The 23046-nt window shown below is 47.2% G+C and carries 25 protein-coding genes; 11 read left to right on the top strand and 14 right to left on the bottom strand.

All coding sequences use genetic code 11. The features are described 5' to 3' along the window. Positions 1–63: 63 nt before the first annotated feature. The 3 genes from KNQ03_RS10565 to KNQ03_RS10555 all read right to left on the bottom strand — a co-directional run bounded on the left by KNQ03_RS10565 (position 64) and on the right by KNQ03_RS10555 (position 3447). On the bottom strand, positions 64–1152 hold the full coding sequence (locus KNQ03_RS10565; protein WP_214724584.1) for an MBL fold metallo-hydrolase: 1089 nt from the start codon (positions 1150–1152) through the stop codon (positions 64–66). 122 nt (positions 1153–1274) lie between these two features. Further along, positions 1275–1742, bottom strand: a complete 468-nt coding sequence (locus tag KNQ03_RS10560) for a YflT domain-containing protein (protein ID WP_214724582.1) — start codon at positions 1740–1742, stop codon at positions 1275–1277. 124 nt (positions 1743–1866) lie between these two features. After that, a complete protein-coding gene (locus KNQ03_RS10555) occupies positions 1867–3447 on the bottom strand; it encodes a peptide chain release factor 3 (protein ID WP_035408673.1) in 1581 nt (526 codons plus the stop codon). Between the two features lie 402 nt (positions 3448–3849). Between KNQ03_RS10555 and KNQ03_RS10550 the strand changes: the two genes are divergently transcribed. After that, positions 3850–5094: an MDR family MFS transporter gene (locus KNQ03_RS10550; protein ID WP_214724580.1), complete on the top strand. Its 1245-nt coding sequence runs from the start codon at positions 3850–3852 to the stop codon at positions 5092–5094. Positions 5095–5154: 60 nt separating this feature from the next. On the opposite strand, the gene KNQ03_RS10545 is transcribed toward KNQ03_RS10550, so the two are convergent. Further along, positions 5155–5952: a hypothetical protein gene (locus KNQ03_RS10545; RefSeq protein WP_214724578.1), complete on the bottom strand. Its 798-nt coding sequence runs from the start codon at positions 5950–5952 to the stop codon at positions 5155–5157. Positions 5953–6092: 140 nt separating this feature from the next. On the opposite strand from KNQ03_RS10545, the gene KNQ03_RS10540 reads away from it, so the two are divergent. The 3 genes from KNQ03_RS10540 (at position 6093) to KNQ03_RS10530 (ending at position 8970) form a co-directional block, all read left to right on the top strand. Continuing rightward, positions 6093–6533, top strand: a complete 441-nt coding sequence (locus tag KNQ03_RS10540; RefSeq protein WP_023467786.1) for an RrF2 family transcriptional regulator — start codon at positions 6093–6095, stop codon at positions 6531–6533. A 92-nt stretch (positions 6534–6625) separates the two neighbouring features. Next, positions 6626–7639 carry a hypothetical protein gene (locus KNQ03_RS10535; RefSeq protein WP_023467785.1) on the top strand — a complete coding sequence of 338 codons (1014 nt, stop codon included), beginning with the start codon at positions 6626–6628 and terminating at the stop codon, positions 7637–7639. A 26-nt stretch (positions 7640–7665) separates the two neighbouring features. After that, positions 7666–8970, top strand: a complete 1305-nt coding sequence (locus tag KNQ03_RS10530; protein WP_149427052.1) for a VOC family protein — start codon at positions 7666–7668, stop codon at positions 8968–8970. 43 nt (positions 8971–9013) lie between these two features. Here KNQ03_RS10530 and KNQ03_RS10525 read toward each other — a convergent pair whose 3' ends face one another. Next, entirely contained in the window at positions 9014–9337 is a 324-nt protein-coding gene (locus KNQ03_RS10525; RefSeq protein WP_023467783.1) for a hypothetical protein, read from the bottom strand. A 91-nt stretch (positions 9338–9428) separates the two neighbouring features. Here KNQ03_RS10525 and KNQ03_RS10520 point away from each other — a divergent pair, with 91 nt between their 5' ends. Beyond that, entirely contained in the window at positions 9429–9854 is a 426-nt protein-coding gene (locus KNQ03_RS10520; protein ID WP_023467782.1) for a DUF2621 family protein, read from the top strand. A 41-nt stretch (positions 9855–9895) separates the two neighbouring features. On the opposite strand, the gene KNQ03_RS10515 is transcribed toward KNQ03_RS10520, so the two are convergent. Further along, positions 9896–10375 (bottom strand): CcdC family protein, encoded by a 480-nt coding sequence (locus KNQ03_RS10515; RefSeq protein WP_149427051.1) that lies wholly within the window; start codon positions 10373–10375, stop codon positions 9896–9898. A 16-nt stretch (positions 10376–10391) separates the two neighbouring features. Then, positions 10392–11090, bottom strand: a complete 699-nt coding sequence (locus tag KNQ03_RS10510; protein ID WP_064300421.1) for a cytochrome c biogenesis CcdA family protein — start codon at positions 11088–11090, stop codon at positions 10392–10394. A gap of 222 nt (positions 11091–11312) precedes the next feature. Here KNQ03_RS10510 and KNQ03_RS10505 point away from each other — a divergent pair, with 222 nt between their 5' ends. The 3 genes from KNQ03_RS10505 (at position 11313) to KNQ03_RS10495 (ending at position 13201) form a co-directional block, all read left to right on the top strand. Continuing rightward, the gene (locus KNQ03_RS10505) at positions 11313–11507 is read left to right on the top strand and encodes an aspartyl-phosphate phosphatase Spo0E family protein (RefSeq protein ID WP_029341257.1); all 195 of its coding nucleotides are present in this window, start codon (positions 11313–11315) and stop codon (positions 11505–11507) included. Positions 11508–11703: 196 nt separating this feature from the next. After that, the gene (locus tag KNQ03_RS10500; protein WP_133208041.1) at positions 11704–12000 is read left to right on the top strand and encodes a hypothetical protein; all 297 of its coding nucleotides are present in this window, start codon (positions 11704–11706) and stop codon (positions 11998–12000) included. Positions 12001–12304: 304 nt separating this feature from the next. Further along, a complete protein-coding gene (locus tag KNQ03_RS10495; RefSeq protein ID WP_029341255.1) occupies positions 12305–13201 on the top strand; it encodes an SH3 domain-containing protein in 897 nt (298 codons plus the stop codon). A 57-nt stretch (positions 13202–13258) separates the two neighbouring features. Here the strand turns inward: KNQ03_RS10495 and KNQ03_RS10490 are convergent, their stop codons facing one another. The 7 genes from KNQ03_RS10490 to yneA form a co-directional block, all read right to left on the bottom strand. Beyond that, positions 13259–15022, bottom strand: coding sequence for an ABC transporter ATP-binding protein (locus KNQ03_RS10490; protein ID WP_214724576.1), 1764 nt, complete (start codon positions 15020–15022; stop codon positions 13259–13261). Next, on the bottom strand, positions 15019–16770 hold the full coding sequence (locus KNQ03_RS10485; protein ID WP_214724574.1) for an ABC transporter transmembrane domain-containing protein: 1752 nt from the start codon (positions 16768–16770) through the stop codon (positions 15019–15021). The genes KNQ03_RS10490 and KNQ03_RS10485 overlap by 4 nt, the downstream gene beginning before the upstream one ends. A 120-nt stretch (positions 16771–16890) precedes the next feature. Next, a complete protein-coding gene (locus KNQ03_RS10480) occupies positions 16891–17121 on the bottom strand; it encodes a YneF family protein (protein WP_012370001.1) in 231 nt (76 codons plus the stop codon). A gap of 123 nt (positions 17122–17244) precedes the next feature. Next, positions 17245–19215, bottom strand: coding sequence for a transketolase (gene tkt / locus KNQ03_RS10475; RefSeq protein ID WP_241492656.1), 1971 nt, complete (start codon positions 19213–19215; stop codon positions 17245–17247). A 273-nt stretch (positions 19216–19488) separates the two neighbouring features. Further along, positions 19489–19725 (bottom strand): DUF896 domain-containing protein, encoded by a 237-nt coding sequence (locus KNQ03_RS10470; protein ID WP_035398122.1) that lies wholly within the window; start codon positions 19723–19725, stop codon positions 19489–19491. A 113-nt stretch (positions 19726–19838) separates the two neighbouring features. Continuing rightward, positions 19839–20492: a YneB family resolvase-like protein gene (locus tag KNQ03_RS10465; protein WP_029341251.1), complete on the bottom strand. Its 654-nt coding sequence runs from the start codon at positions 20490–20492 to the stop codon at positions 19839–19841. Positions 20493–20537: 45 nt separating this feature from the next. Next, complete coding sequence (gene yneA, locus KNQ03_RS10460) at positions 20538–20825, bottom strand: cell division suppressor protein YneA (protein WP_023467771.1); 288 nt, start codon at positions 20823–20825, stop codon at positions 20538–20540. Positions 20826–21036: 211 nt separating this feature from the next. On the opposite strand from yneA, the gene lexA reads away from it, so the two are divergent. The 3 genes from lexA to KNQ03_RS10445 all read left to right on the top strand — a co-directional run bounded on the left by lexA (position 21037) and on the right by KNQ03_RS10445 (position 23041). Beyond that, positions 21037–21651 (top strand): transcriptional repressor LexA, encoded by a 615-nt coding sequence (gene lexA, locus KNQ03_RS10455; protein ID WP_023467770.1) that lies wholly within the window; start codon positions 21037–21039, stop codon positions 21649–21651. Between the two features lie 31 nt (positions 21652–21682). Beyond that, positions 21683–22153, top strand: coding sequence for a metal-binding protein (locus tag KNQ03_RS10450; protein WP_047391185.1), 471 nt, complete (start codon positions 21683–21685; stop codon positions 22151–22153). Between the two features lie 186 nt (positions 22154–22339). Next, complete coding sequence (locus tag KNQ03_RS10445; RefSeq protein WP_023467768.1) at positions 22340–23041, top strand: MIP/aquaporin family protein; 702 nt, start codon at positions 22340–22342, stop codon at positions 23039–23041. Positions 23042–23046 lie beyond the last annotated feature (5 nt).

Raw genomic sequence — 23046 nt, 5'->3', positions numbered from 1 at the left:
AGCACGATTTTAAAACCGCGCTCTTTCGTAAAGACATATGAATTAGATTGAAAAATTAACTACTCAACGCACTTCCCGCCACCATTTTCGTGTCGTGCTCTCGGGTGTCACACTCTCCCCGATCATTGGTGTCAGAACCGGAATCTCATCGCGTTTCGCTTCCTTGAGCAACCGTTCGACCGGTTCGAACCAGGCATGAAACGCGAGGATGAAGGCAGACCAGTGAATCGGCATCAGGACACGACCTTTTACATCTCGATGAGCTTGAACTGTTTGTTCCGGTAACATATGCGAATTGGACCACCGGACATCGTACTGCCCACATTCCATCATCGTCAGATCAAACGGACCATATTGTTCGCCGATTGCTTTAAAGTGTGGACCATATCCACTATCGCCACTAAAGAAGACCTTTTGCGAGCCTTCGATGACCCATGACGCCCATAGCGTTGAAAATTGATCAAGACCATTTCGCCCTGAATAATGGCGCGACGGAGCCGCTGTCAGTTTGATGCCACCGACTTGTGTCGATTCATGCCAGTCGAGTTCCGTGATTCGCTCAGCTGAGACGCCCCATCCACGGAGACGACTCCCGACACCGAGCGGCACGATGAAGCGACCGACTCGATTTTTCAAGGCGAGGACGGATGGATAATCCAGATGATCATAATGATCATGCGAATAGACGACGACATCAATCAACGGTAAACGTTCGAGATCAACCGTCTGCGTCGTTTGAAAACGTCCTCCCCCCAGTTTCGGGAACGGTGATGGTGCGCGCCCGAGCATCGGGTCAAAGAAAATCGTTTGCCCATCGAGTTCGAGTAAAAATGCCGAATGTCCGAACCATGTGACACGTGGTGTTTCACTATCGTCTTGACGTCGCTGATACGGAAGCGTCGGTAACGCTTTGACAGGACGCAGATTCGGAATGTTTCGCCCGTAATCCTTTAAGATACTTTTCATCGAGTCCCATTCCATCTTCAACTGGAAATCCATCTCATTTTTGAACTTCCCGTCGACAAAACGATCTGATCGTTCGAAACTCCGCCGCTCTGCACGGCTTGGTCGTTTCCCGAACACCGGGTATCGGTTGATGAACCAAGCACTTGCAAGACCAATTCCTGCTAAAGCTGTCACTATTTTTTTCATGTCATATCACCTCTTCGATGCTCTCAGTATAGCACCTCGATTCCCCACACATCTCGCTTTGCGACTCCGGACGCGAGAAAAAAAGTGAAGATCACCGATATCGGTGCCTTCACTTCTAGGTATTAGTCGAGATCGTCCGCTTTCCACTTCGCCCGGTCGCTCTTCTCACCGTCCCCGCGGTGATTGGATTCATAGGCGTTGTTCCCCGGATTTTCGACCTTGTTATCATCGTGCCGATGGTCATGGTCATGATCATGATCGTGGTCATGGTGATGATGGTGCTCATGGTCGTGGTCATGATCTCGATCCTTGACGAACAATGCAAGACCGCCACGCTCGACTTCTGCGTAATGCCGTTCTGCCTCATCGTCCGAATGTCCGACACGTTTTAATGTCTCGCGGAGCGGTGGTTCTTTAGAAAATTTTGATTTGACCTGATCAATCCAACTTGCACCCGATGCTTCGTCTGCCGCGTCATCTCGACCGACGACAGATAAATCCGAATCATGATGCCCCTGTTGTTTCAATTCCTCGATTTTTCGTTCCAGACTCGATTGATCCTGATAGATTCCAACAAACCGTTTCGCCATCACATGACACCTTCCTTTTTCATATGAATTCAAACTCGCTCTGTTTTTACCCTTGTTCGCTTGCCATCAAACGAGATTTCAGGAACGAAAAAACGGACCACTTCGAAAAGTAGTCCGTCAAAGCTTAGAGTTGTTGCGGTGAATCGACCAATGTGATCGTTCCTTCGTTTTTCTGAACGAACCGCTCGTAGACGAAATCATTCGCAAATAATAGAACAGCATTCTCCCAACGGTCGTAGACGAGAACCGTCCGAGAATCCGTCAATTGTTTGACGGCAGCGACTTCTGCTGGCTTGATCCATTTTGCGACTTGGAAGTTCGCGGCATCCTTCAAGATGTCAACGCCATATTCACCTTTGAGCCGGTGCTCGAAGACTTCGAATTGGAGTTGTCCGATCGCTCCAAGGATGATTTCGTTGTATTCCGTTTTGTAGACCTGGATCGCACCTTCTTGCGCGAGCTGTTCGACACCTTTTTGGAACTGTTTCGACTTTAAGGCGTTTTTCGTGTAGACCTTCAAGAAGAGTTCTGGTGCGAACGTTGGGAGTGCTTCATATTGCAATGATGGATCACCGTTCGTGATCGTATCACCGATTTGATAGTTGCCTGAATCGTACAACCCGATGACGTCTCCTGCGAACGCTTCATTGACCGTTTCCCGCTCATCCGCCATGAATTGTGTCGATTGAGATAACTTCATCTTCTTGCCTGTCCGTGTCAAGACGACGTCCATTCCACGATCAAATTTACCCGTACAAATACGGACGAACGCAATCCGGTCACGGTGATTCGGGTTCATGTTCGCTTGAATCTTGAAGACGAAACCGCTGAAGAAGTCTTGTGCCGGTTCGACTTTCCCTTTGTTCGACTCACGTGGTGTCGGTGAAGGAGACAAGTTCAAGTAATGCTCGAGAAGTGGTGTGACGCCGAAATCGACGAGGGCTGATCCGAAGAAGACCGGAGTCAACTCACCTTTTGCGATCAATTCTTCATCGTATTCGTTACCTGCGCCGTCGAGTAAGTCGACTTCATCCATCAACGTCTCGTACATTTCCGAGTTGATCGTCGTCGCGAGTTCTTCGTTCGCGAGACCTTCCTCGCCGAGTTCGATCGTCTTACGATCATTTTTAAAGCAGTGGAATTGTCCTTTGACGCGGTCATAGACCCCTTCGAACTGTTGACCTGAACCAGCTGGCCACGTCACAGCAACAGACGGGATGCCGAGGACTTCTTCGAGTTCTTCCATCAATTCGAGTGGGTCACGCGCTTGACGGTCCATCTTGTTGATGAACGTAAAGATTGGAATCCCGCGCATCCGACAGACTTGGAACAGTTTCTTCGTTTGTGACTCGATCCCTTTCGCCGCATCGATGACCATGATCGCTGAGTCAACCGCTGTCAGGATTCGGTACGTATCTTCACCGAAGTCCGAGTGACCTGGTGTATCCATGATCGAGACGATCTTTTTGTCGTATTCGAATTGCATGACCGAAGACGTAACGGAGATTCCGCGTTGTTTTTCGATTTCCATCCAGTCGGATTTCGCAAATTTCGAGTTTTTCCGTGCTTTGACAGAACCTGCCTCACGGATTGCCCCTCCGTGCAGGAGGAATTTTTCAGTTAATGTCGTCTTACCCGCATCCGGGTGGGAAATGATGCCGAAAATCCGACGCTTTTCGACTTCCGTTTGTAGAATGTTTGTCATGTATGGTAGTTCCTTTCACCGATATATTCAAAAGTCCGATCAATCTTTTTCGCAACTAGTCTATCATACCGAATTTTCAAGGTCTCGTCCATTTCACTTCATTGACTCAATTTTCAGATTTAAAGTTGACAATTCATCACGATCTTCTTTACGATGACAAGGAAGTTCACTATTACAGAAGGAGGAGACGTACAATGGTATTCCATCAAGCCCGGACATCTGTCCACACTGTCTTTGTATCGGCTACAACTGTACGTCACCCAATCGTTTAATTTTTAATTAAGCAGGGTGTACGTATGCGTATACGTACATGCTGCCCTCTTATATTAGGACGGGTATGCCCATATTTGTGCGTATCCGTCTTTTCTATTGTCTAAAAACGGAATATAAGGGGTTTTCACTATGTTTAACGCACTCAAACAGCTTGATCGCAACATCTGGATCCGGTTCGTCGGGGAAACGATCACGGGGATCATGATGTTCATGATTGCACCATTTTTAGTTCTTTATTATGCGGATCGACTCGATTCCTACTTCTTGGTTGGTGTCATCATGGCGACCGGACCGATCATGTCACTCGTCGGCGCCGTCCTTGGTGGTCACTTCGCTGATAAATTCGGTCGAAAACCACTGATGGTCCTCTCGATCATCGGTGACGTCATTGCTTTAATCGGTTTCTCGTTCGCTGATTCATTCGGACCACTTCTCGCGTTGAACGCGTTGCTCGGTTTATCGAGTTCACTGTTCCATCCCGCGGCAAGCGCGATGGTCGCTGACGTCACGCCACCAGAACGCCTGAACGAATCGTTCGGTCTGCTGCGGATGGGACATAACGTCGGGGCCGCATTCGGTCCACTTCTCGGAAGTGCCGTCTTGTTCGTCGACCGTTCACTCATCTTCTACTCTGCCGCTTTCGTCTTTTTCCTGTACGGAATCGTTCTCTACTTCTTCATCGAAGAGACGAAGCCAGACTATATCGAAAAGACGGACGAAGTCAAAGTATCACCGCTCACTGTATTGCGGAAGGATCATGTCTTTTTAATCTTCATCGGGGCGGGTGTCTTCATCTCGATGGGATTTGCCCTCGTCGAGAGTATGTTACCGGTCTTCTTGAAGGAAGCACTACCGGGATTACCGACAAAACAAAATCCGTTCCCTTATCTGATGGCTCTGAACGGAATCATGGTCGTCTTGTTCCAGTTCCCGATCGCTGCTCGCTTGTCTGGCAAAGCATTCGGAAAAGTCATGTTGCTCGGGGCCTCGATTTTCGGAATCGGCATGATTTTCCTCGCATTCGTGCCGTCTTACCTGTTCTCACTCGGAACGAGTTATGTCGTGCTCGTGACGGTATTGCTTGCGATTTATGCGTTCTATACGCTCGGTGAGATGATCATGTCCCCTGTGCAGATGACGTTCATCGCTTTGATTGCACCAGAACATCTCCGCGGAACGTACAACGGTGCTGCGAGTCTCCAGTGGTTGATTGGCGGCGTCACCGCACCGCTTCTCGGATCGTTATTCCTTGATACTGGAAAAGGTGACTTTGCGCTCGGATTCGTCGGACTGCTCTGCTGTGTATCAGGTGGGGTCTATCTCGCACTAGACCGGTCGATCCAACGCGCGAAACGCTTAACGAAATCCGCCTAAAAAAAAAAGCGATGTGTCATGCTCCGACTTTTGTCAGAGCGTTACACATCGCTTTTCTCGTTAAGAGGGTAATTGATTTGCCGCTACGAACGGACCGAACAGGACCGGTAACGGATCAAGTCGTTGCTGGATTTCTTCAATGAAATTCGTCGATCCACTGACGAAGACGATCGGATCATTTACCGTGATCATCGTCAAGAATTCGTGCATCTGTTGTTCCCATCCTTCTTGACGAATGTGATGAACGACCATCCCTTTCGTCGTCAAGGATACGACATTCGCTAACATTCGTTCTGCCAGTTCCTCAGCTGAGACATGTAACAATGTCGTTTTTCGACCGGTCAGGAGTGCATGCCGAGCTTCGTCGATGACGGCTCCAAGATGATGCTCTTCTGCAATCAACAAGATATCTTGTTGGCGCCAGTTTTCAGCACGGCGGTATTTACAAAAATGGCGACACGTATCGACGAGTTGATGGTGAACAATTGCCCATGCTTGAAGTAAAGGTGCATCTTCTTTAAGGTCATATTCGATTTGAATAGCTTGAAGAATTTCACGACTGATGATGTCAGGGTACGTCAACAGAAACGATTTCGTCTGATCGATTTCATTCAGTAAAATCAATTTAAACAGTTCACTCGATTCATGCTGGTTTGTAATCTGATTCAATAATTGACTCAGGCGTAAAATCCGTAATGCGCGAGTTCCGTCCTGAGCTCCCGCTTCTCGAAGCGCGCGCAATTCTTCTTCGTACGTCGCCTCGAGCGAGTCATAGAAGCGCGTCGCGATCCGCAATCCCTTTTGCTCCATCGATGGACCGAGCTGTTGCAAAAGGTGTAATGCCTGATCGAAATGCATAATTTAACCTACCTTTCACCGTCCATTATGCGTGAATCCACTCTCAAAAACAATCTCTAAAATGCATCTTATTTTTTGCACATTGAAAGTTGTAAATGCTTGCGTCCCCCCCTAGTATGTGTGGTAAGTAGGTGATGAAAATGCGCATGACACGTTATACGGATTACGCGATTCGGTCTCTGCTGTTCGCAGCAGCTCATCCCGATCGTTTAGTCCGAATCCAGGAAGTAGCGGATTGTTACGACATTTCTAAGAATCATTTGATGAAAGTAGTCTATCGTTTAGGACAGAGTGGTCTGATTGAATCTGTCCGTGGTCGTGGAGGTGGTTTTCGATTAGCGAGCCCTCCGGATGCAATTCATATCGGTGACGTCGTACAACTGTTTGAACCAACCGTTCATTTTCTCGATCCGCAAGAAGGCATTCACGAGATTCCTTCGCTCAATCCAGCACGTGATGCTTTCGATGATGCCATTGCGGCGTTCCATCAAGTACTCAATGGTTACACAGTACATGATTTGCTACATCCGACAGCTGAAACTCATCCACAAATACTTGAAATGATTCCGAACCGCGATTGAGCGGGTTCGGAATCTTTTTTTATTCCGTCCTCGCTCAATTGCGATTTCTCAAAACGCTCGTGGTATACTTATATAAGAAAGGAGGGGTACAGATGAACCCTCAAGAAGAACTCCATCTCTTATATCTTCGCTTAAAGGAAGAAGAACCCTCCGTTGCACGCGGTGAGGCCTTATGGGCCATCTTTGAGGAAACAGCTGATGATTCACTCCGCTTCCTCTCCTTATGGACATTTTCACAAAATCAATTTGATTTAGGACACTTCCGATCGTTTCTTGTGTCCTTCACGCTCTTGATGGAATGGATCCGAAAAGATGAGATGACACTAACTCCAAAACAAGAACTTGATTTGTACTGGAACTACAAGTCCTACTTGATCTATATGGCAGAACAAGAAGACGTGACGGTCTCGCTTCTCGAAGAAGATCTTGATCGCTTCATCGATTTCTGTGACGCGCATGGCTTTATTCGGACGCGCGACTATATCAGCTTCATGGTCTATAGCAAACTCGGTGACGAGGAACAAGCCGATCATTATCTCTCGGAATGGGTTGACGCGCCAAGTGACGAACTTAGTGATTGCCCATCCTGTGAAGCATTTAGCCGGATGACGTATGCGATTGAACGTGGCTTCGAAGATCGTGCCTTGCTACTTTATGCAGCACTTCGGCATGAACGCGGTTGTTCACGGATGCCGGATCAGGCACATCCATATATCCTACCGTTGTTCCTTAGTCGCAAAAAAGAACGCTTTGACTGGAGTGAACGCTTAATCGAAGAAGTTAAGCGTGGCGAAACCTTGTTCACAGGTGGCGACGAGCCGTACCACCTATATGCGAAGATGTATTACGATACGAACTATACCTGGTCGATGGAAGAGAAAAAACAATTGATTCCATTCTTGACCGACCGTGGATATCTCCAGTTCCTACTCGCTCACTATGCGTTCGCCCATCGTCAATCTCTTGGTGAGGAAGCGTCGTATCTCGCAGCGCTTCGGACGAATCTATACGAGATCGCACAATCTCTCGATCGCCGGATTGAAGGTGTCTTCTACTTGAACCTCGTCGAACGTGAACTGAAACGGATCACCCAGTTCGTTGCCTGAATCTAATTCGTAAAGGAAGTGTCTTCATGTTAGATCATGTCCAGCTCGCTATGCCAAAAAACGAAGAAGATCGCGCCCGTGCATTTTATGCCGGGCTTTTACATATGAAGGAAGTCGAAAAACCGGCTGGTGTTCAAGCCAGTGGTGGTGTCTGGTTCGAAGATCATGGTGCAGCACTTCATCTCGGCATCGAGGAGCCATTCTCCCCTGCTAAAAAAGCGCATCCTGGATTAACCGTCGCTGCGTTCGAAGCTTTGAGCGATGTTCTTCAAGCTGCCGGTTATCCGGTTGAGCATGACACACGCCTTGCGCCACGTCGTCGTTTCTTCACAGCTGATCCCTTCGGTAACCGTTTGGAGATCATCGCTGCCCACCTGCCGAAGTTAACGCCGAAGAAGTTGACGGATGGTTCTCATGTCCGCTTAATCGCACCAGCCTCAAGCCTCTCGACGGTCGAGATGAAGATCATCGATGGTGCGATCCAGACCCTCGAATCACTTGGATTACGTGTCTCGATCAGTCAACATGCGCGTGCCGTCAATCCGTTCGGTTCCAGTGATCCTGAGTTACGCGTCGCAGACCTCCATGCCGCGTTCGCTGATCCAAATGTTGATGCGATTCTGTGCGTTCGCGGTGGGTTCAGTACGAATGAACTTGTCGACTTACTTGACTACGAATTGATTCGGACACATCCGAAAATCCTTTGTGGCTTCTCCGATATCACAGCACTCAGTCACGCCATTCTAACGAATACCGGCTTAGTGACGTACTCGGGCCCAATGTTACGGGCTTTCCGTGATCGCGACGCCTATACGATCGATTACTTCAAGCAAGTGTTGTTTGGAACGGATCCCGTTACGATCAAGCCTTCGGTGCATTGGCGTGATACCGATCGCGGACACGTCATTACGTTACCAAACAAAGGTCCACTTCTCTTATCTCCGGGACAAGCAAGTGGTCGACTACTCGGTGGGAATCTTTGTACGTTAAATCTCCTGCAAGGCACACCGCACTTCCCTGATTTACGGGATACGATTTTATTCCTTGAAGACGATTACGAAGTCCATCCAGCGACGTTCGCCCGTGATTTCGCCTCTTTGATGGCGCAACCGGGTGCCGAAACGATTCGCGGGATCGTCTTCGGGCGCTTCCAGCTCGCAACGAAGATGACGGAAGAGCATCTGCGATATCTGATCTCACTCTATCCAGTCCTAGAGCACGTACCGGTTCTTGCGAATGTCGACTTCGGACATACGAGTCCTTTGTTCACGTTTCCGATTGGTGGTCAGGTTGAACTGCATGACGAGGTCATCCGACTTCATATTTCTTGAATATCAAAAGAAGGAGACGCGGCAATCCGCATCTCCTTCTTTTTTAGTAGTCGAGCAATCTCGAAGCGTCGATTTGACGTTTCGACCCATCCGCGAACATCTCGAGTGTTGCGAAAATCTGGTCATTTGCCCATTCATAGTGAAGTAACGTGAAGTCTTCGAGTGTCGAGACCGTCTTGAACGTTTTCCCGACCGTAAACGCACGCTTCCGGCTCGCATCTTCTGCCGGAACGGTGACGAAGATGACTGTGATCTCCTCACCTTTCGTATCATAATAGAATTCAACGATCCGACCGTCCGCTGTTTCAGGTAAGACACCTTTACGGGGCTGTCCGGTCTCGTCCAATTGTACGTATGGTTGCAGCATTCTTTCGCCTCACTTTCTCCGTCATTCATCATAGCACGTCCACCTGATTTATGCTAATCTATATTTGATGTGAAAGGGGGATGAGTCGCGCATGGAATGGTTCATGAACGGGATTCTGCTCTGGGGCTTTATCATGATTACACTCATGGCGATTGGCGGGTTTTTCATGTTCCGGAAGTTCCTCAAGAAGTTACCGAAAGAAGACGGTAAATCGATGATGGACTGGGAAGATGAGTACATCGACCAAACACGACACCTTTGGACGGATGAGACGATGGAGTTATTGAATGCTCTCGTCATGCCGGTTCCATCGGCATTTCGTGATGTCGCACGCCGCAAGATTGCCGGGCGGATCGGACAGTTCGCACTTGAAGAACGGGCGACAGAGATGACATCCGAACTGGTCGTCAAAGGGTATATTTCTGCGACACCGAAACGCGATCATAAATTCTTGAAAAAAGCACTAACGGAGCACGCCATCGACTGGCGAGACTACGCATTATACTTCCAAAATTGAAGGATGCACGAAAAACCGCCGAAGTCGCCTTCAGCGGTTTTTTAGTGAGGTAAGTGAGCAACCGGTACGGTGCCCGACTTGACTCGTTTGTATTTCATATACATCGCGAAGCGCCAAGGGACGATCATTCCGAATGCGACGAGATAAAAAATGCCGCCCGTTTCGAAAATATCAATCTGCCCGCCGATGAAGAACTTCGCAACCGTCCGAATGAATAAGATACCGAATAAGACGATGAAAAAAGCTTTCGAACGTTGCAAATAAATCTGCCCTTCTGCTTCATAAAAATTGGATGTCTTGATCAAAAAGATGCTGAAGATGGCTCCAATGAGCAATGCTTCTGCCACTTCCGTCCATGTCAGACGGGATGCTGGATATAAAAACTGTAGCATCCCCGTCGACATCGCAAAGGGAGGGATCAAGATTTTTTTAGCATTCGTCGGTTTTGCTGATGCCTTCACACGAATGAAGCTGATCAGCAATCCCATGACGAGCGCTACCCCAGTTGATATCCAAATCATCCGATCACTTCCTTGATTAAAATCCAGTGAATCCGACGATGTCACTCATCCATGCTGCGAATTTACTTAAGCCATCAAAATACAACATGACTCCGAACACCATCATCAAGGCTCCCCCGAATTTCGTTAATTTCAGACTATACTGCACGAACAAGCGCGAACGACCGACGAAGAACGCCATCAATAAGAACGGAATCGAGAAGCCAAGGACATACGCGAGCATGTAGAACATGCCTTGACTCGGATTGGTCGCAGCTAATCCGATGACTCCTGCGAGAATCGGACCTGTACACGGTGTCCAACCGGCTGCAAAACCGATTCCGACGAGTACCGTCCCGACGTATCCCCCTTTTCGTTCCCCGAGATTCAGTTTCTTTTCACGCATCAAGAATGTTGGTTGCCATAATCCGACGAGAACAATCCCAAATACGAAGATGACGAGTGCCCCAATCATCCGTAACGTATCCCGATATGTGATAAAGACATCTGCGAATAACGATGTCGATAACCCGAGCACAACGAATACCATCGCAAAACCAACGAGGAACGCTAACGTATGAAACAAGGATCGCTTTTCTCGTACGCCCCGTTCTTTTAAATCCGTTACCGACACGCCTGTGATGTATGAGAGAAACACAGGATACAGTGGTAGCGTACATGGAGAGACGAAAGATAATAATCCTGCTCCAAACGCTAACCATAACGAGAGCTCCATCATGAGCATCCCCTTTCCTTTACTACTATAGAAGAAGTTCCTCCTCTATTTTGCCAAACTCCTCTGCATTTAGCACCTATTATCTCACAGAAAGTTGCAAAAGATTCGTGTCTGCCAAAATTACAAAAAAATTACATTTCGTCGATTTTACTGAAATCTCGTTGCGCCTCGTAAATGGACTTGCTAGAATATGGATACGACACCAATGTAAGGGAGACTGCTATGACGACACAACAACTATTGACGTTAGCCATCGAAGCCAAACGTAGCGAACTATATCATCAAGCTGACCAGTCCAGCTTCACCTCCCCGCGTGTTCTACAACTTAGTCATGAACTCGATGTCCTGCTTTTAGAATATTCACGCATCGTCCAAAACTATACCATTCACGGTTCGAATGAACCGCTTTTATCTTAATGCACGATCTGGTCAGCATTCGAGTGCGAATGCTGACTTTTTTATGGTTTCTTATTTCTGATGGAGGTGCTTTATGTCCGCTCTTACATTCATTGCTAGTTCTCGTCCTCTCTATATACCTGACGATCTCCCCCAATTATACGTACATGAAGTCGAAGCGATTGAATACGTATCATTGAAGCGAGGAAGGTTCACGATGCCTTACTTGTACACGATCGAAGGTGCTGATCAGTGGGAGTTCATGATTTACTTACAGCGTTATATGGAAGAAGGAGATGTCCTCGAGTTGCTTTATATTGAAAATCAAAATGACAGCATGCATGACCATCTACCATCCGCCCCCTTACTAGAGCCGATTGAAATCAATATTCGACAGCGAACGTACCAAACGATTCACGGCACGTTTCAGCTTTCCGCTAACGATTGGATGCAGGAATTGTTCCATCGTTCTTACCTGACAGCGTTCGGCGTGACGACGATCGTCAAGTATTGATCTGCGTATCCTCCATTTCACTTTTTCATCACTAGACGATAGAAGGATGACATAGTTTCTATTTTTAAGACTTTTTTCTGTTGAATTGTGCGAATCTTTCAGCAAAAGTAATCCAAAAGACCTACAAACATCCGTTTTTCATAATCAGTATGTCCTATCGATGACAAAAACCGACCTTTTGCAATCTCGTTGTCACAATAGCCCGGTTTGTAACTCGAATGACATTGACCTGTAAACGCACAGGTCAGTTTTGCCGTGTAAAGTAGGAACAGTAAACACAGCATATGTCAGGAGGACATCAATAATGAAAAAAGCAGTTTTCGCTGCCGGTCTTGCAGCAACAGCTCTATCAGTAGGATTTGCCCAAGAGACAGAGGCTGCCTCAGAAACGGTAACAGTAAATACACCAGTACTCAACGTACGCACAGCACCTACAACTGCATCAGCAGACGTAGGCAATGTATATAAAGGTCAAACATTAAATGTCGAAGGACGTTCTGGCGCATGGATCCAAACACACATTAACGGTCAAAAACGTTATGTTCATGGCGCGTATACGTCTGCAGCAGGCTCATTCGACTTTAAAAAAGCGACAGTTACTACGGCAGTACTAAACGTCCGCACACAACCAACGACAAGCTCGAAAGATGTCGGTAACCTCTACAAAGGCGAAAAAGTCAACGTAGAAGGTAAAGTCGGTGCATGGATCAAAACAACAATCGATGGTAAAACACGCTACGTACACAGCGACTACACTTCACTCGCTGGCGTATCGAAAGCACCAGCAGCACAAGCACAACCAGCTGCTAAACCAGCTGCGAAGCCAGCACCAAAAGCAGCTGCTAAACCAGCAACTGCAACAAAACAATCGACACCTGCAAAATCAGGTACGAAAGTGACAATGAACGTCACTGCTTACACGAACGACCCGTCTAACAACGGTAGCCAACTCTACAACGGTCGTGCGTTGACAGCAAGCGGTTATGACGTTACAAATACGATCACGTACAATGGTATGCGTATCGTAGCAGCTTCTTCACAATACCCAATCGGTACACGTATGCACATCGAAGGCATTGGTGAAGCAATCGTACTCGACCGTGGTGGCGCAATCCAAGGTAACAAACTTGACCTTCTCGTTGGTTCACAACAAGAAGCACTTAACTGGGGACGCCAAAACGTCACAGTCACAGTCTACTAATCAGAACAAACAACCTGCCGGGCGAGGCCGCCTGGCAGGCTTTTTTTATGTCTTTTTTTAAGAGACCGTGACATGACCGGATTGCAGTTGATACATCTTCTTATACAGACCATCTTGTGCGATCAATTCTTGGTGATTTCCTTGCTCGATCACTTCCCCTTGATGCAATACAAGAATCAAATCTGCATCTTGAATCGTCGATAAACGGTGGGCAATGGCAATCGTCGTCCGCCCTTGACGCATCCGTTCAAGTGCGACTTGCACTTTCTCCTCTGTCTCCGTATCAATCGAACTCGTCGCTTCATCGAGGATCAGAATTTTCGGATCCCGCGCCATCGTGCGTGCGAAGGAGATCAACTGACGTTCCCCAGCTGAGAACGTCGCCCCCCGTTCCGCAACGGGACTGTCATATTGCTGGTCGAGTTGATTGATGAATCCGTCCGCTTGTACAAATTTAGCAGCTGCTTCGACACGATCAAAGGAAATCGAACTATCGAATAATCGAATGTTATCAGCGACCGTTCCCGTGAACAAGAATGAATCCTGCAACACGAGTCCGACATGCTGTCGTAGTTCTTCTTCTGATAACTGCTCAAGCGGTTGACCATCGATCAAGATCCGACCCGATTGGTACGCGTAAAAACGCATCAAGATATTGATGATCGAACTTTTTCCACTTCCCGTATGACCAACGAGGGCAATCGTCTGTCCTTTTTTCGCCTCGAACGAAATCCCTTTCAAGACATCTTTCTCTCCGTCATAACTAAAGCGCACGTCTTCAAAGACGATATGTCCTTCCGATACTCGTGCATCCCCTTCGAGTTGTTTCGTTGGTTCCGGCTCATCCGTATCGAGGACCTTGAATACACGGTCTGCTGAGACGACAGCTTGCTGGAACTCGGATAACCGTTGCATGATTTGCTGAACCGGTTGGAAGATCCGCTCCATGTAGCTGATGAAGGCATAGACGACACCGACTTGGACCGTTTGTGAGAACGATAGGACACCGAAATACGTCACGAGTGTCGCAATTGAAATGGCGAGTAACAATTCAATGATTGGTCGCAGTAACCAACTATCGAGCTTCAAGTTCTTATAACGTCCATTCTGGTGGGCGACGTTCGTCTCCTCGAATTCTGCCATCAAGCGTTTTTCTTGGCGGAATTGTTGAATGATCGCCATCCCGTTAATGGATTCGTTCAGTTGGGCATTGATTTTCGATAGTAAATCGCGGACTTCCGCGTAATACTTCGTCGAATACTTTCGGTAAATCCAAATGATGAAATAAAACAATGGTAACAACAGTAATGCAATCGTCGCGAGTCGCGGCTCTAGTAGATAGAGGAAGATATATGTTCCAATCAACTGGACACCACTTTGTACGAATGTCGACAAGACACCGATGTAGAGCTCCTTGATCGCTTCCGTATCGTTCGTGATCCGGGACACGAGCACTCCGGCAGGCGTCCGGTCAAAATAGGCAAGCCGTAAGTGCATGACGTGCCGGAACACGTCAATGCGTAAGCGTTGAATGACTTGCAAGGCAATCTTTTGGAATTCGAACGCCTGCAAGTAATCGACGATGATCCCTGTCGTATGCAGTAACAAGTACGCTGTAAACAAAAGTGCGACTTCCTGTACCGGATACGTTTCCGGTGCGACGTATTCATCAATGAAAATCTTGACGAGATACGGTCCCCCGAGTTTTGCCGCTGTCGTAATGAACAGCAGGATGAAGGCGATACTGACCTGCTTTTTGAACGGTTTGACGAAATCAAGCAATCGCTTCAGGACGGCTTTTTCATTGATATCATGATTCATTCGGAACGCCCTCCTTGTTCGACAAGTGATTCTAGTTGCTGGCGATCGTACGTCTCTTTATACCAACCGTCATGAGCGAGTAATTGCTCATGTGTGCCTCGTTCGATGATCCGACCGTCTTCAAGGACGATGATCTCATCGGTATGCGACACAGCCGATAACCGGTGGGCGACGATGATTTGTGCCTGATCGTGATCCGCCGTGCGGAAGTGGTGGATGATCGCTTCCTCGGTTTTGGCATCGACCGCAGACAAGGCGTCATCGAGCACTAAAATCGGACAGTCTGCTAATAATGCCCGGGCAATCGAGATCCGTTGTTTTTGACCACCGGATAACGTCACCCCACGCTCCCCGACCATCGTCGCATACCCTTCCTTAAACCCAAGAATATCATCATGAACCGCTGCGATCCGAGCTGCTTCCATGATGTCTTCCATTGATGCGTCCGGTTTTGCAAAGGCAATATTGTCAGCAATCGACGCGGAGAATAAGAAATGATCCTGTGGAACGATCGCTACTTGACGACGGACGGTGTCACGCGTCAATTGTTTGATGTCTCGTCCACCAATCGTGATTGCGCCTTGTTTGACGTCGTATTCGCGAGACAATAAGCGAACGAACGTCGATTTCCCGGCACCTGTCTTCCCGACGATTCCGAGCGATTTACCAGGCTTCAACGTCACATCGATGTCTTGTAAGACCGGTTGTGTATCATAGATGAAACGCTCAATCCCAACGTGGAGTTCTGGTGATGAAACACGCGTCGCTGCTTCCTTCGCGTCTTTAATTTCCGGTTCGATCGCAAGCATCCGCTCGATCCGATCGTAAGAAGCACGACCACGTTCGACGATGTTGAACAACCAACCGAATGCGAGCATCGGCCACGTCAATAAACCAAGATATGTAGTGAATGAGACGATGTCACCGATTCGGATCTCACCTTGTTGTAACAAGTACGCACCATATCCGACAGCGATGATGTACGATAGACCAACTAATCCAAAAATCGTCGGGTCAAACAGCGCGTCGATTTTTGCGACACGACGGTTCTTTTGGACGACGTCATCCGATAGATCGGTGAACGTCTGTACATCAGATTCAACTTCTCCTGTTGCTTTTAAGACACGGACACCACTAATGCTTTCCGCGACCTTATCATTCAAATCGGAGAAGGCTTCCTGCGCGTCATGAAAACGCGAATGTAACATTTTCCCGTAGCGTGACGTCAAGTAGACCATCAGCGGCATCGGTAGAAGTGATACAAGCGTCAATTTCCAACTGATCGTCGTGACCATCGTGATGATGACGAAGCTCCCCATCGTCACCGAGTCGACGAGCGTTAGAATACCGGCACCCGCTGTCATCGATACCGCCTGTACATCGTTTGTCGCATGCGCCATCAAATCTCCGCTCCGATATTTCTTATAAAACGATTGATCCAAATCTGAAAAATGACCATACAGTTGACTGCGTAACAATCGACCGAGACGAATCGATGCCCCAAAGATATGAAAACGCCAAAAATAACGAATGAAATACGTCGCGACCCCAATGAGCAACAATGTACCTGCTAGACGAATCAAATCATTCTTCGTCAAGCTCCCCTCACTTAGACCATTGACTGTCGTCCCGATGATCTTCGGTGGAATGAGTTCTAACGCTGCTACAAAAATCAAGCAGACGACCCCAAGACTATATGCTTTCCATTCTCGTCGGAAAAACCAACTGAGTTTCCTGAAGACTCCCATTCAAGTCTCCCCCCTTTTTTAAATCCTATGATTATTTGAAATAGTCTCACATTTTAGATTAGTTCTCTTTCTAAAAAATAGCAAATAAAAAGGAGACCATTTGGTCCCCTTTCGTACAGCTTATTTTTTAGGTGATTTCATTGAACCACTCATTGAACGCATCACTTGGTTGACTTTCTTTTGTGATGGCTTTTGACCCATTTGCATCATCAATGTCTTAATCATATCTTCGTTGATTGGTGGGTTTTGCTCCAAGTAGTTCATCATGTATCGACGAGCGATATAGAAACCAAGGGCGACACCTGCTACCAAGCAAAGAAGGGCAATTAAAATCCAAATCCATGTAGCCAAGTTGCTTCCTCCTCTAACTTAAAACGTCGCTTTTTACTATACTATAATTCCAATTGTTTGCATAGATGATAATAGATGAAAAACGAGCCCGACGTAAGATCGGACCCGTTTTTCCGGAAATGATTATCCGAGTTGCTTGACTGTCGCTAAAACGTTCTCAACAGACATGCCGTATTCTTTCAAGAGGAAGTCTCCAGGAGCAGATGCGCCGAAACGATCGATTCCGATGACTTGTCCTTCTGTTCCTACGTATTTGTACCAACCGAGTGAAGCCCCTGCTTCGATCGCTACACGTTTCGTGATGTGCTTCGGAAGAACTGATTCTTTGTACTCTGCTGACTGTGCTTCGAATACTTCCCATGATGGAAGCGAAACGACAGCTACTGATTCACCAAGTTCTTTTTGTGCTTCAACAAGAAGGTGCACTTCTGAACCCGTACCGAGCAAGAGTGTATCAGCTTTCGTGACGTCACCAGCGATGACATAACCACCTTTTTCAGCGCCTTCCGTCGTCGTGCCTTCAAGTTCAGGAAGACCTTGACGTGTCAAGACGAGAAGTGTTGGTTTGTCTTTTGCTTGTACCGCTGTTTTCCATGCTGCGATTGTCTCTTTTCCGTCTGCTGGGCGGTAGATCGTGACGTTCGGCATTGCACGGAAGCTCATCAAGTGTTCGACTGGCTCGTGTGTTGGACCATCTTCACCGACAGCGATCGAGTCGTGTGTCAGAACGAAGATTGATGGAAGTCCCATTAATGCTGCTAAACGAACAGCTGGACGGAGGTAATCCGAGAAGACGAAGAATGTCGCACCGTAAGGAATGACGCCGCCGTGAAGTGCCATACCGTTGACAGCTGCTGCCATTGCGAATTCACGTACACCGAACCAGATGTTACGACCGCTTGGGTCGATATCGAAGTCTGCTTCGCCTTTGAGCATCGTGTTGTTCGATCCTGCAAGGTCAGCTGAACCACCGAACAATGTCGGAACGTTCTTCGCAAGACCGTTCAAGACCTCACCACTCGTTTGACGTGTCGCTTTTTTCGATGACAAGTCGTACGTCGGAAGATCTGCTTCCCAGTTGCTTGGCAATTCGTTTGCGATTGCGCGAACGAGTTCCGCATGCAATTCTGGATGCGCTGCTTCGTATTGTTTCATCGTTTCGTTCCATGCGTCTTCCGCAGAAGCACCACGTTGGACGATCCGCTCGTCGAACAATGATTTGACTTCTTCAGGGACGTAGAACTCTTCGTGATCCCAAATGTAGCTAGCTTTCGTCAATTTAATTTCCGCTTCACCGAGTGGTGCACCGTGAGAAGCCGATTTCCCTGACTTGTTCGGTGAACCGAAGCCGATGACTGTCTTGACTTCGATCAACGTTGGTTTTGTCGTCTCTGCTTGTGCCGCCGCGATTGCTTTCGAAATCGAATCGATATCCGTTCCGTCTTCTACGCGAATGACTTGCCAGTTGTACGCTTCGAAGCGCTTCTGGACGTTTTCAGAGAATGATTTATCGAGATCGCCATCAAGTGAGATATCGTTTGAATCGTACAATACGACCAATTTACCAAGACCAAGGTGACCTGCGAGTGAAGCCGCCTCAGCTGAGACACCTTCCATTAAGTCTCCATCTCCACAAATTCCGTATGTGAAGTGATCGACGACGTTGAGATCGTCACGGTTGTATTTTGCTTCAAGATGACGTTCTGCCATCGCCATACCAACTGCCATTGCAATCCCTTGACCAAGTGGACCTGTTGTCGCATCTACACCAGCCGTGTGACGGTATTCCGGGTGACCTGGTGTTTTTGATCCCCATTGACGGAATGATTTAAGATCATCCATTGATAGATCATATCCCGATAGGTGGAGGAGTGAGTAGAGAAGCATCGAACCGTGTCCGGCTGAAAGTACAAAACGGTCGCGGTTGAACCATTCTGGATTTTTAGGGTTGTGGTTCATATGATCCGCCCAAAGCGAGAATGCCATCGGCGCTGCTCCCATTGGCATACCTGGGTGACCCGAGTTCGCCTTTTGTACGGCATCAATCGATAAGGTACGAATCGTATTAATTGCTAATTGTTCTACTGTCGTCATGTTCGTCAAAACAATCATCCTCTCTCTTTTTCACAAATTCCTACTCATTTTAGCATACTCTTAAATGTGATACAACTTTTCTAAATAGTATGTCACATTAAAATGAATGCGCTATCTATAGCCGTTCTATCGACTCATACAGGATGTCTGAATCGATGAATGCCCTCTATTAAGATGTATTGCTATCGTACAATGTTTCCTATCTAACCAATCTAACAAAAAAAGAGATCCACCGATTGGGGACCTCTTCCTTACTATAGAAGAAATAAACGATTATTGTTTATTCCGTTCTTCTTCTTGTGCTTGTTTCAATTTCTCTGGTGTTACGTCCGTTCCTTCTTCATCGACGATTTTCATGCCCATGAGTTGGTTTTTGAACGATCCACGGAATGCTGCGAGATACGCTGCACGTAACTCTTTTTGCTCTGCCGTTTCGGCTTCTGATAACGGTTCGACTTTTGATTTATTCGCTAATGCATTGATTCGATCTAATTGTTCTTGTGATAACATGGAATCCCTCTTTCTGTACGACTCAAACTTGAGTTGTTCAATTGTATCCTTACTTTAAAAGAGGCTATAAAAAAAAGCAAGTTAACCGCGTCAGTCGACGGGTAACTTGCTCTTCATTCCGGGCTAGGTGTCAGTTCGCGGTATTCAAGATATCGACGATTGACCGTTGCCTTTGAAATATCATGTCCCATCCCACGCAAGGTGATGGCGATATCTGAAAACGTCAGTCCGAGCTCTCGAAGACGTACGATTTCTTCGATCGGTACGTCCTTTCGACTACGCCCAGCGTTCTCTCCTTGGCGATTCAGATTTCGTTCCGGGCGAAAGCCTTGTTCAACAGCTCGCCGCATGCCGCGCGCGATTTTTGCGTTATGCAGTTTCCGTTGATATTCTTCCACCAGTGAGACAATCTCAAGGACCATTGCTTCTGCATCCGCAAGCTGGTATTCTCCATCAGAATCAAGTGTCATCAACCGAACACCGTGCTTCTTAAACGTGTGCAAAATAGCGATTTTCGCATTCCCTCGACCAATCCGTGTGTCATCTGTCACGAGGACCGCATCTACCGCATCACGTGTTACATGATCAAGAACCGTCAGCATCCCTTCCCGATCGACGTCATATCCACTCTCTTTTTCAGAGACGACATCCACGACATCAAAACCCTTTTGAGACGCGACCTTCGAAAGCTCCATCCGTTGGCGTTCAATCGAACTATCTTGTGCTTCTTTTTCGGTCGACACTCGACAATAAATCACGACCTTCATCGTACCTCACATCCCTGTTCGTTCTTTCACAACTTTTCCATTTTGTCATTGTTGTGCGATTGGTACAACGATTTTGCTTTTTGAGATGACGTGTTTTGTTTCAACATCATTATTTTTAATCAACCAATTGACGTACTCTTCATCTGACATCGAACCATCATTGTAGACTTCAGCGATTTGTTCGACTGTAGCGTTCTCATCGACCGTAACGGAAGCTGTCATCAGTTGCGCCACTTTTTCATCCGGGCGTGGTGTGAGTAAAAAGATCACGAAGGCAATACTTAATGCATAGAAGAGAATTGAAAAAGCATGAGTACGAATCGTATGAATCATCATGAATCCCTCCAAATATGAAATGAATGAGTTAGAATAAATGTTCGCGGAACAATTGTTCGCATAACTCATAATAAACACAGAACCCGTGTTCGGTCAATACAAAATGTCGAACAATTGTTTGTACGCTCATTTGTTCTATGTTATAGTGAATCTAGAAACATATATTCTTACATTTCAAACTTCAATCCAGAAAGAGGTGGCAATTCGTATGCGGAAAATGTCTAAGCGCCAACAAGAGATTCTCGACTACATCGTCTCTGAAGTGAAACTGAAGGGGTATCCACCATCAGTTCGTGAAATCGGAGAAGCAGTCGGACTCGCGTCTAGCTCGACGGTACACGGTCATTTGGATCGACTCGAGAAGCGGGGAATGATTCGCCGTGACCCGACGAAACCACGTGCGATTGAGATATTGCTTGATAAGCCTGAAGAAATCACGGAAGCCATCGTCCATGTTCCCGTCATCGGGAAAGTCACAGCAGGTCTTCCGATTACAGCGATTGAAAACATCGAAGAACAGTTCCCGCTCCCTGCACATTATGTAGGAAACGAAACGGTCTTCATGTTGACGATCGATGGTGAATCGATGATTAACGCAGGTATTCTTGACGGCGATCGTGTCATCGTGCGCCAACAAAACACAGCAGAAAACGGAGAAATCGTCGTAGCTATGACCGAAGATAGCGAAGCGACGGTGAAACGGTTCTTCTTAGAAGATCAACAGGTACGTCTACAACCAGAAAATGACTCGATGGATCCGATGTATTTCGATAATGTCTCCATTCTTGGTAAGGTAATCGGCGTGTATCGGACGATTCATTGACGGAGGGACCAGTTACGACTGGTCTTTTTTCATGCCTTCAGGAAATGTACATGATACCGTCAATACCGTCGCACTGACGGGTTACGTTGCGTATTCGGTCGCAACGCAACAAACCGATTGGTTACCGACTGCCATCGGTATCGCTGTCGGTACCCTTTGGTTGTCACCCGACCTCGATTTAAAGTCAGAACCGTATTATCGCTTTGGACCATTTCGAGTCTTGTGGATGCCGTATGTCAAGATCATGCCTCACCGATCGATCTGGTCGCATGGACTGATCATCGGAGACATCATTCGGCTTCTGTACAGTGCTGCGATTCTGATTCCCCTACTATTTTTAAGTCTATATTTTCAGGTTCTTGATTCTGCTACGATTGATTCGTGGTTCGCTTCCTTGCCTGCATTCGTCGTCGGTATCATGGTGGCGAGTACGATTCATATCCTACTAGATTATTCCAGCAGTTGGTTTCGACCTAAAAAAAGAAAAAAACGTCGTCGGTAACACCTCTTTTGCTTGCTCGCAGGCAGGAAGAGGTGTTTTCTTATCCACTTTTTCGTATCTTTAAACATCAAAATAAAAAATTTCCATTCCTATATTTCAATTATATGTATTGAAAACGTTCTCAAATCAGAGTAATTTAAAGTAGAAAGGCCATTATCTGCTTTAATCCAAAGGGAGGGTTTTTGCATGAATAACTTTGTACTAGAAATGATCGGTACGATGATTCTCATCCTGCTCGGGGATGGAGTCGTCGCCGGTGTCGTCTTGAAAAAGACGAAATCGGAAAACAGCGGATGGATCGTCATCACGTTCGCTTGGGGTCTTGCCGTCATGACAGCAGCATTCGTCGCTGCTGAGAGTGGAGCACACTTGAACCCCGCATTGACGATTGCACTTGCTTTGAACTCTGACCTACCGTGGGCAGACGTTCCGATCTACATTGCCGGACAACTTGTCGGAGCTTTCATCGGCGCCATTCTCGTTTGGCTTCATTACATGAAACATTTTGAAGCGACTGATGATCAAGCCGCAAAACTCGGTGTGTTCGCAACAGGTCCAGCGATTCGTCATACGCCGTCGAACTTGATTTCTGAGATCATCGGGACATTCGTTCTCGTCTTCGGTATCTTGGCACTCGGTTTAACGACGTTCGGAGACGGCTTAAAACCACTCATCGTCGGTTTACTCGTCGTCGTCATCGGTCTATCGCTCGGTGGTACAACAGGGTATGCCATCAACCCGGCTCGTGACCTTGGACCGCGTATCGCGCACGCTATCCTACCGATTCCGAATAAAGGTTCATCTGACTGGGGCTATTCATGGATTCCTGTCGTCGGTCCAATCATCGGTGGAGCGATTGCCGTGTTCATCTATCAATTGATCTACTAAGATCA

Source organism: Exiguobacterium sp. s143, from assembly GCF_018618895.1.
GTDB lineage: Bacteria > Bacillota > Bacilli > Exiguobacteriales > Exiguobacteriaceae > Exiguobacterium_A > Exiguobacterium_A abrahamii.
The sequence above is the reverse complement of the archived record's forward strand: the minus strand, read 5'-3'. Positions and strand labels throughout refer to the sequence as shown.

Coding starts and splice junctions, on each gene's coding strand:
- KNQ03_RS10565 (WP_214724584.1), bottom strand. CDS start 1,152: ATGAAAAAAATAGTGACAGCTTTAGCAGGAATTGGTCTTGCAAGTGCT.
- KNQ03_RS10560 (WP_214724582.1), bottom strand. CDS start 1,742: ATGGCGAAACGGTTTGTTGGAATCTATCAGGATCAATCGAGTCTGGAA.
- KNQ03_RS10555 (WP_035408673.1), bottom strand. CDS start 3,447: ATGACAAACATTCTACAAACGGAAGTCGAAAAGCGTCGGATTTTCGGC.
- KNQ03_RS10550 (WP_214724580.1), top strand. CDS start 3,850: ATGTTTAACGCACTCAAACAGCTTGATCGCAACATCTGGATCCGGTTC.
- KNQ03_RS10545 (WP_214724578.1), bottom strand. CDS start 5,952: ATGCATTTCGATCAGGCATTACACCTTTTGCAACAGCTCGGTCCATCG.
- KNQ03_RS10540 (WP_023467786.1), top strand. CDS start 6,093: ATGCGCATGACACGTTATACGGATTACGCGATTCGGTCTCTGCTGTTC.
- KNQ03_RS10535 (WP_023467785.1), top strand. CDS start 6,626: ATGAACCCTCAAGAAGAACTCCATCTCTTATATCTTCGCTTAAAGGAA.
- KNQ03_RS10530 (WP_149427052.1), top strand. CDS start 7,666: ATGTTAGATCATGTCCAGCTCGCTATGCCAAAAAACGAAGAAGATCGC.
- KNQ03_RS10525 (WP_023467783.1), bottom strand. CDS start 9,337: ATGCTGCAACCATACGTACAATTGGACGAGACCGGACAGCCCCGTAAA.
- KNQ03_RS10520 (WP_023467782.1), top strand. CDS start 9,429: ATGGAATGGTTCATGAACGGGATTCTGCTCTGGGGCTTTATCATGATT.
- KNQ03_RS10515 (WP_149427051.1), bottom strand. CDS start 10,375: ATGATTTGGATATCAACTGGGGTAGCGCTCGTCATGGGATTGCTGATC.
- KNQ03_RS10510 (WP_064300421.1), bottom strand. CDS start 11,090: ATGGAGCTCTCGTTATGGTTAGCGTTTGGAGCAGGATTATTATCTTTC.
- KNQ03_RS10505 (WP_029341257.1), top strand. CDS start 11,313: ATGACGACACAACAACTATTGACGTTAGCCATCGAAGCCAAACGTAGC.
- KNQ03_RS10500 (WP_133208041.1), top strand. CDS start 11,704: ATGCCTTACTTGTACACGATCGAAGGTGCTGATCAGTGGGAGTTCATG.
- KNQ03_RS10495 (WP_029341255.1), top strand. CDS start 12,305: ATGAAAAAAGCAGTTTTCGCTGCCGGTCTTGCAGCAACAGCTCTATCA.
- KNQ03_RS10490 (WP_214724576.1), bottom strand. CDS start 15,022: ATGAATCATGATATCAATGAAAAAGCCGTCCTGAAGCGATTGCTTGAT.
- KNQ03_RS10485 (WP_214724574.1), bottom strand. CDS start 16,770: ATGGGAGTCTTCAGGAAACTCAGTTGGTTTTTCCGACGAGAATGGAAA.
- tkt (WP_241492656.1), bottom strand. CDS start 19,215: ATGACGACAGTAGAACAATTAGCAATTAATACGATTCGTACCTTATCG.
- KNQ03_RS10470 (WP_035398122.1), bottom strand. CDS start 19,725: ATGTTATCACAAGAACAATTAGATCGAATCAATGCATTAGCGAATAAA.
- KNQ03_RS10465 (WP_029341251.1), bottom strand. CDS start 20,492: ATGAAGGTCGTGATTTATTGTCGAGTGTCGACCGAAAAAGAAGCACAA.
- yneA (WP_023467771.1), bottom strand. CDS start 20,825: ATGATTCATACGATTCGTACTCATGCTTTTTCAATTCTCTTCTATGCA.
- lexA (WP_023467770.1), top strand. CDS start 21,037: ATGCGGAAAATGTCTAAGCGCCAACAAGAGATTCTCGACTACATCGTC.
- KNQ03_RS10450 (WP_047391185.1), top strand. CDS start 21,683: ATGCCTTCAGGAAATGTACATGATACCGTCAATACCGTCGCACTGACG.
- KNQ03_RS10445 (WP_023467768.1), top strand. CDS start 22,340: ATGAATAACTTTGTACTAGAAATGATCGGTACGATGATTCTCATCCTG.